The 12,210-nt window shown below is 66.7% G+C and carries 13 protein-coding genes; all 13 read left to right on the top strand.

Annotation, left to right across the window (positions count from 1 at the left end):
* Positions 1 to 41: 41 nt before the first annotated feature.
* A complete protein-coding gene (locus MKK84_RS33875) occupies positions 42 to 407 on the top strand; it encodes an NADH-quinone oxidoreductase subunit A (protein ID WP_243927201.1) in 366 nt (121 codons plus the stop codon).
* Between the two features lie 41 nt (positions 408 to 448).
* A complete protein-coding gene (locus MKK84_RS33880; protein ID WP_007560753.1) occupies positions 449 to 1,048 on the top strand; it encodes a NuoB/complex I 20 kDa subunit family protein in 600 nt (199 codons plus the stop codon).
* 9 nt (positions 1,049 to 1,057) lie between these two features.
* Entirely contained in the window at positions 1,058 to 1,708 is a 651-nt protein-coding gene (locus MKK84_RS33885; RefSeq protein WP_243927203.1) for an NADH-quinone oxidoreductase subunit C, read from the top strand.
* 16 nt (positions 1,709 to 1,724) lie between these two features.
* Entirely contained in the window at positions 1,725 to 2,915 is a 1,191-nt protein-coding gene (locus MKK84_RS33890) for an NADH-quinone oxidoreductase subunit D (RefSeq protein ID WP_243927205.1), read from the top strand.
* Between the two features lie 10 nt (positions 2,916 to 2,925).
* Positions 2,926 to 4,299, top strand: a complete 1,374-nt coding sequence (nuoE, locus tag MKK84_RS33895) for an NADH-quinone oxidoreductase subunit NuoE (RefSeq protein WP_243927206.1) — start codon at positions 2,926 to 2,928, stop codon at positions 4,297 to 4,299.
* Positions 4,300 to 4,308: 9 nt separating this feature from the next.
* The gene (nuoF, locus tag MKK84_RS33900) at positions 4,309 to 5,610 is read left to right on the top strand and encodes an NADH-quinone oxidoreductase subunit NuoF (protein WP_243927208.1); all 1,302 of its coding nucleotides are present in this window, start codon (positions 4,309 to 4,311) and stop codon (positions 5,608 to 5,610) included.
* Positions 5,611 to 5,614: 4 nt separating this feature from the next.
* Positions 5,615 to 5,824, top strand: a complete 210-nt coding sequence (locus MKK84_RS33905; protein ID WP_243927210.1) for a hypothetical protein — start codon at positions 5,615 to 5,617, stop codon at positions 5,822 to 5,824.
* Between the two features lie 10 nt (positions 5,825 to 5,834).
* Complete coding sequence (nuoG, locus tag MKK84_RS33910) at positions 5,835 to 7,916, top strand: NADH-quinone oxidoreductase subunit NuoG (protein WP_243927212.1); 2,082 nt, start codon at positions 5,835 to 5,837, stop codon at positions 7,914 to 7,916.
* A 12-nt stretch (positions 7,917 to 7,928) separates the two neighbouring features.
* The gene (gene nuoH / locus MKK84_RS33915) at positions 7,929 to 8,951 is read left to right on the top strand and encodes an NADH-quinone oxidoreductase subunit NuoH (RefSeq protein WP_243927213.1); all 1,023 of its coding nucleotides are present in this window, start codon (positions 7,929 to 7,931) and stop codon (positions 8,949 to 8,951) included.
* A 28-nt stretch (positions 8,952 to 8,979) separates the two neighbouring features.
* On the top strand, positions 8,980 to 9,468 hold the full coding sequence (gene nuoI / locus MKK84_RS33920; protein ID WP_091715437.1) for an NADH-quinone oxidoreductase subunit NuoI: 489 nt from the start codon (positions 8,980 to 8,982) through the stop codon (positions 9,466 to 9,468).
* 119 nt (positions 9,469 to 9,587) lie between these two features.
* A complete protein-coding gene (locus MKK84_RS33925; RefSeq protein ID WP_161393010.1) occupies positions 9,588 to 10,208 on the top strand; it encodes an NADH-quinone oxidoreductase subunit J in 621 nt (206 codons plus the stop codon).
* Positions 10,209 to 10,242: 34 nt separating this feature from the next.
* The gene (gene nuoK / locus MKK84_RS33930; protein WP_043351891.1) at positions 10,243 to 10,548 is read left to right on the top strand and encodes an NADH-quinone oxidoreductase subunit NuoK; all 306 of its coding nucleotides are present in this window, start codon (positions 10,243 to 10,245) and stop codon (positions 10,546 to 10,548) included.
* 82 nt (positions 10,549 to 10,630) lie between these two features.
* On the top strand, positions 10,631 to 12,210 hold a 1,580-nt coding region (nuoL, locus tag MKK84_RS33935), incomplete at its 3' end, for an NADH-quinone oxidoreductase subunit L (RefSeq protein WP_243927215.1).

Below are 12,210 nucleotides of genomic sequence, written 5' to 3' on the forward strand. Positions count from 1 at the left end.
GGCGTTGCACCGCGGTTTTCCTTGTCTCGCGAGGCCCTGGCATGACCGGATTGTTGGCGGATTACCTGCCGCTCATCGTGTTCATCGGCGTGGCACTGTTCATCGCCACGGCTCTGCTGGTCGTGCCGTTCCTCGTCGCGTTCAAGAACCCGGATCCGGAGAAGCTCTCGGCCTACGAGTGCGGGTTCAACGCCTTCGACGATGCCCGCATGAAGTTCGACGTGCGGTTCTACCTCGTCGCAATCCTGTTCATCATCTTCGATCTTGAGGTCGCGTTCCTGTTCCCGTGGGCGATCACCTTCGGGGATCTGGGCTGGTTCGGCTTCTGGTCGATGATGGTCTTCCTCGGCGTGCTCACGGTCGGCTTCGTCTACGAGTGGCGCAAGGGCGCCCTCGAATGGGATTGATTCGCGACAGCCGCCTACCCGCACCCCATTCCGAGTCGCCGATGGCCCTGATCACCGACACGACCCACAGCCTGTCCCGCGCCCCCGCGGTCGCGCCCCAGCCGAAGGGGATCATCGATCCCAACACCGGCCGGCCGATTGGCGCCGACGACCCGACCTTCCTGTCGATCAGCGACGAGCTGGCCGATCGCGGCTTCCTGCTCACCACCACGGACGAGCTGATCAACTGGGCCCGCACCGGCTCGCTGATGTGGATGACCTTCGGTCTCGCCTGTTGCGCGGTCGAGATGATGCAGATGTCGATGCCGCGCTACGATTGCGAGCGCTTCGGCTTCGCGCCCCGCGGCTCGCCCCGCCAGTCCGACGTGATGATCGTCGCCGGCACGCTGACCAACAAGATGGCCCCGGCTTTGCGCAAGGTCTACGACCAGATGCCCGAGCCGCGCTACGTCATCTCCATGGGCTCCTGCGCCAATGGCGGCGGCTACTACCACTACTCGTATTCGGTGGTGCGCGGCTGCGACCGGGTGGTGCCCGTGGACATCTACGTGCCCGGCTGCCCGCCCACCGCCGAGGCGCTGCTCTACGGCGTGCTGCTTCTCCAGAAGAAGATCCGCCGCACCGGCACGATCGAGCGCTGAGGAGCGGCCATGTCCAACGGCATCTCGATCCTGCCCCACACCCAGCCGGTCTACGGCGAAGACGCGATATCGGCGCTGGCCGAGCGGGTCGTCGGCGCCCTGGGCCCAGCGGTGGTGTCGCACACCATCACGTTCGGCGAGCTGACGCTGGTGGTCCAGGCCTCCGACATCGTCTACGCACTAACCTACCTGCGCGACGATCCGGCCTGCGCGTTCCGCAATTTCATCGACATTTGCGGCGTGGACTATCCGCAGCGCGAGAAGCGCTTCGACGTGGTCTACCACCTGCTGTCGCTGCGCCATAACTTGCGCATCCGGCTGAAGGTGCAGACCGACGAGGTGACGCCCGTCCCCTCGGTGATCGAGGTGTTCCCGGCCGCCAACTGGTACGAGCGCGAGACCTACGACCTCTACGGGATCCTGTTCTCGGGCCATCCCGACCTGCGCCGGCTGCTCACCGATTACGGCTTCGAGGGGCACCCGCTGCGCAAGGATTTCCCGCTGACCGGCTTCGTCGAGGTCCGCTACGATCAGGACCAGGCGCGGGTCGTGTACGAGCCGGTGAAGCTCACCCAAGAGTTCCGTAACTTCGACTTCCTGTCCCCGTGGGAAGGCACCGACTACGTGCTTCCGGGCGACGAGAAGACGACGTCGGCATGAGCCGCGGAGACCGCCCGTGACCGAACACAACATTCGCAACTTCGCGATCAACTTCGGCCCGCAGCATCCGGCGGCGCACGGTGTGCTGCGCCTCGTGCTGGAACTGGACGGCGAGGTGGTCGAGCGAGTCGATCCGCATATCGGCCTGCTCCACCGCGGCACCGAGAAGCTGATCGAGTACAAGACCTACCTGCAGGCGACGCCCTATTTCGACCGGCTCGACTACGTGTCGCCGATGAACCAGGAGCATGCCTTCTGCCTGGCGATCGAGAAGCTCGCCGGCATCGAGGTGCCGCGGCGCGCGCAGCTGATCCGCGTGCTATTCTGCGAGATCGGCCGCCTGCTGTCACACCTCCTCAACGTCACCACGCAGGCGATGGATGTCGGCGCCCTCACGCCCCCGCTCTGGGGCTTCGAGGAGCGCGAGAAGCTGATGATCTTCTACGAGCGCGCCTCCGGCGCCCGGCTCCACGCCAATTACTTCCGGCCCGGCGGCGTCCATCAGGACCTGCCGCCTAAACTGATCGACGACATCGACGCGTTCTGCGATCCGTTCCTGCAGGTCGTTCAGGATCTCGACGACCTCGTCATGGCCAACCGCATCTTCAAGCAGCGCAACGTCGACATCGGCATCGTGTCGGTGGATGAGGCGATGCAGTGGGGCTTTTCCGGCGTGATGGTGCGCGGCTCCGGCATCCCGTGGGACCTGCGCAAGGCGCAGCCCTACGAGTGCTACGAGGAGATGGAATTCGATATCCCCGTGGGGAAGAACGGCGACACCTATGATCGCCAGGTGATCCGCATGGAGGAGATGCGCGAATCGGTGCGCATCATGAAGCAGTGCATCGCCAAGCTGCGCGAGCCCGCCGGCCAGGGGCCGATCGCCTCGATCGACGGCAAGTTCGCACCGCCGCCGCGCCGGGAGATGAAGCGCTCGATGGAGGCGCTCATCCACCACTTCAAGCTCTACACCGAGGGCTTCCACGTGCCCGAAGGTGAGGTCTACGCCGCGGTCGAGGCGCCGAAGGGCGAGTTCGGCGTCTATCTCGTGTCTGACGGGACCAACAAGCCGTATCGCTGCAAGATCCGCGCGCCGGGCTTCGCGCATCTTCAGGCGATGGACTGGATGTGCCGCGGGCACCTTCTCGCCGACGTGTCCTGTGTGCTCGGCACGCTCGACATCGTCTTCGGCGAAGTGGATCGGTAAGACAGAAGCGATGGCCAACCGCAGACTCGCCCCCGCCTCCGAGCAGCCCCAAACCTTCGCGTTCTCCCCCGAGAACGCCGAGTGGGCCAAGACCCAGATCGCCAAGTACCCCGAGGGCCGTCAGGCCTCCGCGGTGATCTCGCTCCTGTGGAAGGCGCAGGAGCAGAACGGCGGCTGGCTGCCCCGTGCTGCCATCGAGGCGGTGGCGGCCGAACTCGGCATGCCGAACATTCGCGTGCTGGAGGTCGCGACCTTCTACACGATGTTCGCGCTGGAGCCGGTGGGGCGTTTCTGGATCCAGGTCTGCGGTACGGTGCCGTGCGATTCCTGCGGCGCGCGCGGGCTGAAGGAGATGCTTCACGACCGGCTCGGGGCCCCCGGCCACGTCTCGGCGGACGGCAACTTCTCCTGGCTCGAAGTTGAGTGCCTGGGCGCCTGCTGCAACGCCCCAATGGTGCAGATCAACCAGGATTATTACGAGGACCTGACGCCCGAATCACTCGGCGAGCTGATGGACGACCTCGCGGCCGGCCGGCCCGTTAAGGTCGGTTCGCAGACCGGGCGCGTCTCGTCCGAGCCCCAGGGCGCCGTGAACACACTGACTGACCCGACCCTGTTCGACGGCTCGCGCGTCGGCGCCTGGCGCAAGCGCTTCGAGGAGGCCGGGAAGGCCGAGGAGCCGGCCGCCGGCGCGCGCCCTAAGACCGGCGAGGCGGCGGCCAGCGTGCAGCAGGCCGCGACGAACCCGAAGCCGGCCCGGCCCGATGCCGGCCGCGCGGTCGAGCGGACCGCCAGCGATGCCCCGGCCCAGCGCGCCGCGGACGGCGAGACGCCGGTCAAGCCCGAGGACCGCGCCGATGCGGCCGAACGCGGCCGGTCGACCGCCAAGGCCGGCGCCGCCCGCCAGGGTGACGCGGACGTGCTCGACTCGCCAGCCAAGCGCGTCGCCGAAGGCGAGCCTGCCGCCGGCGACCAGGGCAACCAGGATGTGCCGGCGCGCGATGCGGTCCCGCAGCAGCCGGAGGCCTCCGGCGCGAGCGACGCCGAGGTTGCGGCGGAGGCCGAGGAGGCGCGCGTCGCCGGCGCGCTGGCGGCTCTGCCGAAGGACGCGACGCCCGAACAGAAGGCCGACGCGGTCGGCAAGCGGCCCCCGGCACTCGACGCCGCTCGCACCGGACGGCCCGATGACCTCACCCGGATCGAGGGCATAGATCCGGACAACAGCCAGCGCCTGAACGGCCTCGGCATCTACCATTTCGACCAGATCGCCGCCTGGAGCCGCGACGAAATCACCTGGGTCGGCACCTACCTCGCGTTCCCGGGTCGCATCGACCGGGAGGACTGGGTCGGGCAGGCCAAGGCGCTGGCCGCGCCGGCTCAGTGAGGAGCTGACATGCTGTCGGATCAGGATCGTATCTTTACCAACCTCTACGGGTTGCAGTCGCCGGGTCTGGACGCCGCCAAGAAGCGCGGCGCCTGGGACGGGACCAAGTTCCTGCTGGAGCAGGGCCGCGACTGGATCATCGACGAGATGAAGGCGTCGGGCCTGCGTGGCCGCGGCGGCGCGGGCTTCCCGACCGGCCTCAAGTGGTCGTTCATGCCCAAGAAGTCCGACGGGCGCCCGCACTATCTCGTGGTCAACGCCGACGAGTCGGAGCCGGGCACCTGCAAGGACCGGGAGATCATGCGGCACGATCCGCATCTCCTGATCGAGGGCTGCATGCTGGCCTGCTTCGCGATGGCGGCACATGCCTGCTACATCTACATCCGCGGCGAGTACGTCGCCGAGAAGCACGCGCTCCAGAAGGCCGTGGATGAGGCCTACGCGGCCCGCCTCGTCGGCCAGTCGAACGTCCACGACTACCCGTTCGACATCTACGTCCACCACGGCGCCGGCGCATATATCTGCGGCGAGGAGACGGCCCTCATCGAGAGCCTGGAGGGCAAGAAGGGGATGCCGCGGCTCAAGCCGCCATTCCCGGCCAATATGGGCCTCTACGGCTGCCCCACGACGGTGAACAATGTCGAGTCGATCGCGGTGGCCGGCACGATCCTGCGCCGGGGCGGCGCGTGGTTCGCGGGGCTCGGCGGCAAGAACAACACCGGCACCAAGCTGTTCTGCGTCTCGGGGCACGTCAACAAGCCGTGCAACGTCGAGGAGGAGCTGGGCATTACCTTCCGCGAGCTGATCGACCGCCATTGCGGCGGCATGCGCGGCGGCTGGGACAACCTGCTGTGCTCAATTCCGGGCGGCTCGTCGGTGCCGCTGGTGCCGGCTGAGCAGATCGTCGACGCCAAGATGGATTTCGACACTCTGCGTAACCTCGGCTCCGGCCTCGGCACCGCGGCGGTGATCGTGCTCGACAAGTCCACCGACATCGTCGCGGCGATCACGCGGATCTCGTACTTCTACAAGCACGAATCCTGCGGCCAGTGCACACCCTGCCGCGAGGGCACCGGCTGGATGTGGCGGGTGATGCAGCGCATGACCGAGGGCCGCGCGCAGAAGCGCGAGATCGACATGCTGTTCGAGGTGACCAAGCAGATCGAGGGGCACACGATCTGCGCGCTCGGCGACGCGGCGGCTTGGCCGATCCAGGGCCTGATCAAGCACTTCCGCCCCGAGATCGAGAAGCGCATCGACCGCTACACTGCGAAGCCGCACAGCGAGCCTGTGCCGATGGCGGCTGAGTGAACCAATGACGGGCCAGCTTCACACCCTGATGCCCGTGTCGTTGCGGCGGATCGACGGCACGGTCGATCGCCTCAGCGACGATAGTCGCGACGTGAAAGGCCGCAGGGCTGCGGTCGACAAGAATCTGGCTGGCGTCCACCGGCGGATCGACAGGGTCGAGCCTCGCATCGAGCGGATCGAGCGGCGCCTCGATCTTGCCGACGCCCCGCACTGAGATTGCACCGATGACAAAACTTCTCGTCGACGGCACCGAGGTCGACGTCCCCGCCGAATACACGCTGCTCCAGGCCTGCGAGGCCGCGGGCGCCGAGATCCCGCGCTTCTGCTTCCACGAGCGGCTGTCGATTGCCGGCAATTGCCGGATGTGCCTGGTCGAGCTGAAGGGTGCGCCGAAGCCGGTGGCGTCCTGCGCCTACGCGGTGAAGGATTGCCGCCCCGGCCCGAACGGCGAGCCGCCGGAGATTCTGACCCGCTCAGGCCTGACCAAGAAGGCCCGGGAGGGGGTGATGGAGTTCCTCCTCATCAACCACCCGCTCGATTGCCCGATCTGCGACCAGGGCGGCCATTGCGACCTGCAGGATCAGGCCATGGCCTACGGGGTCGATTCGACCCGCTATCAGGAGAACAAGCGCGCGGTTGAGGAGAAGCATATCGGCCCGCTGGTGCGGACCGCGATGAACCGCTGCATCCATTGCACCCGCTGCGTGCGCTTTCTGGCGGAAGTGGCGGGCGTGCCCGACCTCGGTGCCATCGGCCGCGGCGAGGATATGGAGATCACCAGCTACCTCGAGCAGTCGATGGCCTCGGAGCTCCAGGGCAACGTCGCCGACCTCTGTCCTGTGGGCGCCCTTGTGCACCGGCCGCAGAGCTACAACGTCCGACCCTGGGAGCTGAACAAGACCGAATCGGTCGACGTGATGGACGCGGTCGGCTCGTCGATCCGCATCGATACACGCGGCCGCGAGGTCATGCAGATCGAGCCGCGGGTCAGCGAGGAGATCAACGAGGAGTGGATCTCCGACAAGACCCGCTACCACATCGACGGGCTGCGGATGCAGCGCCTCGACCGCCCGTACCTGCGCGAGAACGGCCGCCTGCGGCCCGCGTCCTGGGGTGAGGCGTTCCAGGCCATCGCCGCCAAGGTGAAGGGCGCGGATCCCAAGCGGATCGGCGCGGTGGTCGGCGACCTCGCAGGCGTCGAGGAGATGTTTGCGCTTCGCGAGCTGATCCGGAGTCTCGGCTCGCCGAACCTCGATGGCCGCCAGACCGATGCCGGCCTCGACCCGGCGCTCGGCCGCGCATCGTACATCTTCAACCCCACCATCCCGGGCATCGAGGCGGCGGACGCGATCCTGATCGTCGGCGCCAACCCGCGGACCGAGGCCTCGCTGCTGAACGTACGGATCCGCAAACGCTGGCGCATGGCGCCGCTGGCCGTGGGTGTGATCGGCGAGCCGGTCGATCTGACCTATCCGAGCCATTACATCGGCGCCGGCCCCGATTCGCTGGCAGCTCTGGCGCGCGGCGAGCACAGCTTTCTGGAGATCCTGAAGGAGGCGAAGGCACCGCTCGTGATCGTCGGCGCGAATGCGGCGCCGGGCGTGTTTGCGGCGGCCGCTACCCTCGCGAAGGATATCGGCGCGATCTCGGCCGAGTGGAATGGCTTCGGCGTGCTGCACACGGCGGCGGCTCGGGTCGGCGCGCTGGATCTCGACTTCGTTCCGGGGGAGGGCGGTCTGACCTTCGCGCAGATGCTGGAGCCGGGCGCCCTCGACGTCCTGTTCAACCTCGGCGCCGACGAGCGCGACGTGGCTCCGGGCGCCTTCGTGATTTACCAGGGCAGCCACGGCGACCGCGGCGCCTCCCGCGCCGACGTGATCCTGCCGGGGGCCGCCTACAGCGAGAAGTCGGCAACCTGGGTGAACACGGAAGGCCGGGTCCAGATGGGCAACCGCGCCGCCTTCCCGCCGGGGGATGCCCGCGAGGATTGGGCGATCCTGCGCGCCCTGTCGGATGTACTCGGCAAGCGCCTGCCGTTCGATTCGCTGACCGCTCTGCGCCGGGCGCTTTACGCCGCCCACCCACATTTTGCGGCGGTCGGTACCGTGGAACCCGGCGCGGTCACCGAGGCGGTTGACCGTCTCTCGGGCCTTAGCGGCGATGCCAGCGGGCCGGCCTTCGCGTCGCCGGTGACCGACTTCTACCTAACCAACCCGATCACCCGCGCCTCGCAGATCCTCGCGGAATGCTCGCGCATCGCCCGGGAGCGCGCCGCCGAGGCGCGGCCCCTGGCGGCGGCCGAGTAGGAGCCAAGACCGATGACGTCGCTCGAAATCCTCGGGACCGTGCTCCTGATCGTGCTGAAGAGCTTCGTGCTGCTCTCGGCACTGCTCGTCTTCATCGCCTACGCGCTGCTCGCCGACCGGAAGATCTGGGCGGCGGTGCAACTCCGGCGCGGCCCCAACGTGGTCGGCCCCTTCGGCCTGTTCCAGTCCTTCGCCGACCTGCTCAAGTTCGTGCTCAAGGAGCCGGTCATCCCGGCGGGCGCCAACAAGGCGATCTACCTGCTGGCGCCGCTGGTCTTCGCGATGCTCGCTTTGTCGAGCTGGGCGGTGATCCCGCTGGCCGACGGCTGGGCGATCGCAGACCTCAATGTCGGCATCACCTACATCTTCGCGATCTCGTCCCTTGGCGTCTACGGCGTCATCATGGGCGGCTGGGCGTCGAACTCAAAATACGCGTTCCTGGGCGCGCTCCGCTCGGCGGCGCAGATGATCTCGTACGAGGTCTCGCTCGGCTTCGTGATCATCTGCGTGCTGCTCTGCGCCGGCTCGCTCAACCTGTCGCGGATCGTGATGGCGCAGGACACCAGCCTCGGCCTGTTCGGCTGGTACTGGCTGTGGCTGTTCCCGATGTTCGTGGTGTTCTTCATCTCGGCGCTGGCCGAGACCAACCGCCCCCCCTTCGATCTGCCGGAGGCTGAGTCGGAGCTCGTGGCCGGCTACATGGTCGAGTATTCCTCGACCCCGTACCTGCTGTTCATGCTCGGCGAGTACGTCGCCATCATGAGCATGTGCGCGCTGGGGACCATCCTGTTCCTGGGTGGCTGGCTGTCGCCGATTCCGTTCGCGCCCTTTACCTGGGTGCCCGGCGTGATCTGGTTCACTCTGAAGGCCAGCTTCCTGTTCTTCCTGTTCGCGATGGTGAAATCCATCGTGCCGCGCTACCGCTACGATCAGCTCATGCGCCTCGGCTGGAAAGTGTTTCTGCCGATCTCGCTGGTCTCGGTCGTCGTCGTCGCCTTCGTGCTCAAGCTCACCGGCCTCGCGCCGGGCGCTTGAGCCCACCCGCCGCAACGGAGATCCGGGCATGAAGCTCGATCAAGTCGCAAAAAGCCTTCTCTTGAAGGAGTTCGTGTCGGGGATGATCCTCGGCATGCGCTATTTCTTCAAGCCGAAGGCCACGATCAACTACCCATTCGAGATGGGCCATCGCGGGCCCCGCTTCCGGGGCGAGCATGCTTTGCGCCGCTATCCCAACGGCGAGGAGCGGTGCATCGCCTGCAAGCTCTGCGAGGCGATCTGCCCGGCACAGGCCATCACCATCGAGGCGGGTCCCCGCCGCAACGACGGCACCCGACGGACGACTCGGTACGACATCGACATGGTGAAGTGCATCTATTGCGGCATGTGCCAGGAGGCTTGCCCGGTGGACGCCATCGTCGAGGGGCCGAACTTCGAATTCTCGGTGGAGACCCGGGAGGAACTTCTCTACGACAAGGCGAAGCTTCTCCTGAACGGCGACCGCTGGGAGCGCGAGATCGCCCGCAACATCGCGATGGACGCGCCTTATCGCTGACTCATGTCGGGGGCGCTGTTGTGCCCCCGACGACTGGGTTCTATAGACGGCCCGCCCGCTGCGGACCGTCTTCACGCACGGCAGAAGGGGCCGCTCCGGCGGCCGATCCCGACCAGCGCATGACCGCAGCAGCCGCCTTCTTCTATCTGTTCGCGAGCATCACGGTCGCGTCAGGCTTCATGGTGATCGCCTCGCGCAATCCCGTGGCCTCGGTGCTGTTCCTGATCCTCGCCTTCGTGAACGCCGCCGGGCTCTTCGTCCTGATGGGCGCCGAGTTCCTCGCGATGATCCTGGTGGTCGTCTACGTGGGCGCGGTGGCGGTCCTGTTCCTGTTCGTGGTGATGATGCTCGACGTGGACTTCGCCGAGCTGCGCCAGGGCTTCCAGCAATACCTGCCGGTGGGTGCGCTGATCGGCGCGATCTTTCTGGTCGAGCTGCTGCTCGTGGTCGGCTCCTGGAGCATCGATCCGGGCCTCGTCCAGGCGCCGCTCGGCAACGTCGCCTCCGCCGAGAACCTCACCAACGCCCAGGCACTGGGGCGGGTGATCTACACGGATTACGCCTACTTCTTCCAGCTCGCCGGCCTGATCCTGTTGGTCGCCATGATCGGCGCGATCGTGCTCACGCTGCGCGACCGGCCGGGCGTCAAGCGCCAGAACATCGCGGTCCAGAACGCCCGCACCCAGGCCATGGCGGTCGAGACCCGCAAGGTCCCGTCTCGCCAGGGTGTCGAGGTCTGATGCGAGATCTGATGAAAGCCGGGAGACTCGAACGATGATTGGCCTGAGCCACTACCTCACCGTCGCGGCGATCCTGTTCACGCTCGGCGTGCTCGGCATCTTCATCAACCGCAAGAACATCATCGTCATCCTGATGTCGATCGAGTTGATCCTGCTCTCGGTCAACATCAACCTCGTCGCCTTCTCGACGCAGCTGAATGACATCACCGGACAGGTCTTCGCCCTATTCGTGCTGACGGTCGCGGCCGCCGAATCGGCGATCGGCCTCGCCATCCTGGTGGTGTTCTTCCGCAACCGCGGCTCGATCGCGGTGGAGGACGTGAGCATGATGAAGGGCTAAGGGCCTCCTTCCCCGCCGCCCCGACTCACATCCGGACGCCGCCGCCTCGTGGCCGGCCCGGAGGACGGACTGCAAGAGAGCGATGTATCACGCGATCGTCTTCTTCCCGCTCATCGGCTTCCTGATCGCCGGCCTGTTCGGCCGGTACATCGGGGCGCGGGCCTGCGAGTACATCACCACGGCGTTCCTCGCCTTCACGGCGCTGATCGCCTGGGGCGTCTTCCTCGACGGCGGCCACGCCGAGCGGGTGCAGGTTGCGTCCTGGTTCTCGGCCGGCGACCTTCAGGTCGACTGGGCCTTCAAGGTCGATACGCTGACCCGGGTGATGCTCGTGGTGGTGACCACGGTCTCGACCCTCGTGCACCTCTACTCGGTCGGCTACATGCACGAGGATCCGCACCGCCCGAGGTTCTTCGCCTACCTGTCGCTGTTCACCTTCGCCATGCTGATGCTGGTGACGGCCGACAACCTTGTGCAGATGTTCTTCGGCTGGGAGGGCGTGGGCCTCGCCTCCTACCTGCTGATCGGTTTCTGGTACGAGAAGCCCTCGGCCAACGCCGCCGCCATGAAGGCGTTCATCGTCAACCGCGTCGGCGATTTCGGCTTCTCGCTTGGGATCTTCCTGGTCTTCGTACTGACTGGCTCGGTGGCGTTCGACGCGATCTTCGGCAAGGTCGACGCGATCAAGACGCTAAGCTTCCATTTCCTCGGCTATGACTGGAACGCCCTGACGCTCGCCTGCCTCCTGCTGTTCATGGGCGCGATGGGCAAGTCGGCGCAGTTCCTGCTGCACACATGGCTGCCGGACGCTATGGAGGGCCCGACCCCAGTCTCGGCGCTGATCCACGCCGCCACCATGGTGACCGCCGGCGTGTTCATGGTTGCGCGCCTGTCGCCGCTGTTCGAGGAGGCGCCGAACGCGCTGGTCGTCGTCACGGTGATCGGCGGCATCACGGCGTTCTTCGCAGCCACGATTGGCCTCGTACAGAACGACATCAAGCGGGTGATCGCGTACTCGACCTGCTCGCAGCTCGGATACATGTTCGTGGCGCTTGGCGTCGGCGCCTATTCGGCCGCGGTGTTCCACCTGTTCACCCACGCCTTCTTCAAGGCACTCCTGTTCCTCGGGGCCGGCTCGGTCATCCACGCGATGCACCATGAGCAGGACATGCGGAACATGGGCGGCCTGCGCCGCTACATCCCCTACACGGGCGCCATGATGGCGATCGGCTCCCTCGCGCTGATCGGCTTCCCCTACACGGCCGGCTACTACTCGAAGGACGCGATCATTGAGGCGGCCTACGCCTCAACCCGCCCAGGTCACACGCTGGCTTTCCTGTGCGTGGTGGTGGCGGCGTTCTTCACCTCGTTCTACTCCTGGCGCCTGTTCTTCATGACCTTCGAAGGGCCGGCCCGCTGGGGTGCCCACGCGGCGCATGACCACCACGATGCCCCCGCGGTTGCGCATTCAGCCATGGCGCACGAGGCGGATGGGGCCCCGGGCCATACCGAGGGCGTCGCCCACGACGATCACGGCCACGACATCGAGCCGGCGCACCAGAGCGACCTCGTCGCCGATGACCATCACGGGCACCATGGCGATCAGACGCCCCACGAGAGCCCGCTGGTGATGACCCTGCCGTTGGCGATCCTTGCCTTCGG

Origin of the sequence: Methylobacterium sp. E-065, from assembly GCF_022829605.1 — a bacterium.
Classification (GTDB): Bacteria; Pseudomonadota; Alphaproteobacteria; order Rhizobiales; family Beijerinckiaceae; genus Methylobacterium.

What these genes read in the sequence shown, in the direction of transcription:
- nuoI (WP_091715437.1), top strand. Translation starts at nt 8,980, where the DNA reads ATGAAGCTCGATCAAGTCGCAAAAAGCCTTCTCTTGAAGGAGTTCGTG.
- MKK84_RS33905 (WP_243927210.1), top strand. Translation starts at nt 5,615, where the DNA reads ATGACGGGCCAGCTTCACACCCTGATGCCCGTGTCGTTGCGGCGGATC.
- nuoG (WP_243927212.1), top strand. Translation starts at nt 5,835, where the DNA reads ATGACAAAACTTCTCGTCGACGGCACCGAGGTCGACGTCCCCGCCGAA.
- nuoH (WP_243927213.1), top strand. Translation starts at nt 7,929, where the DNA reads ATGACGTCGCTCGAAATCCTCGGGACCGTGCTCCTGATCGTGCTGAAG.
- MKK84_RS33885 (WP_243927203.1), top strand. Translation starts at nt 1,058, where the DNA reads ATGTCCAACGGCATCTCGATCCTGCCCCACACCCAGCCGGTCTACGGC.
- MKK84_RS33880 (WP_007560753.1), top strand. Translation starts at nt 449, where the DNA reads ATGGCCCTGATCACCGACACGACCCACAGCCTGTCCCGCGCCCCCGCG.
- nuoK (WP_043351891.1), top strand. Translation starts at nt 10,243, where the DNA reads ATGATTGGCCTGAGCCACTACCTCACCGTCGCGGCGATCCTGTTCACG.
- nuoE (WP_243927206.1), top strand. Translation starts at nt 2,926, where the DNA reads ATGGCCAACCGCAGACTCGCCCCCGCCTCCGAGCAGCCCCAAACCTTC.
- MKK84_RS33925 (WP_161393010.1), top strand. Translation starts at nt 9,588, where the DNA reads ATGACCGCAGCAGCCGCCTTCTTCTATCTGTTCGCGAGCATCACGGTC.
- nuoF (WP_243927208.1), top strand. Translation starts at nt 4,309, where the DNA reads ATGCTGTCGGATCAGGATCGTATCTTTACCAACCTCTACGGGTTGCAG.
- MKK84_RS33875 (WP_243927201.1), top strand. Translation starts at nt 42, where the DNA reads ATGACCGGATTGTTGGCGGATTACCTGCCGCTCATCGTGTTCATCGGC.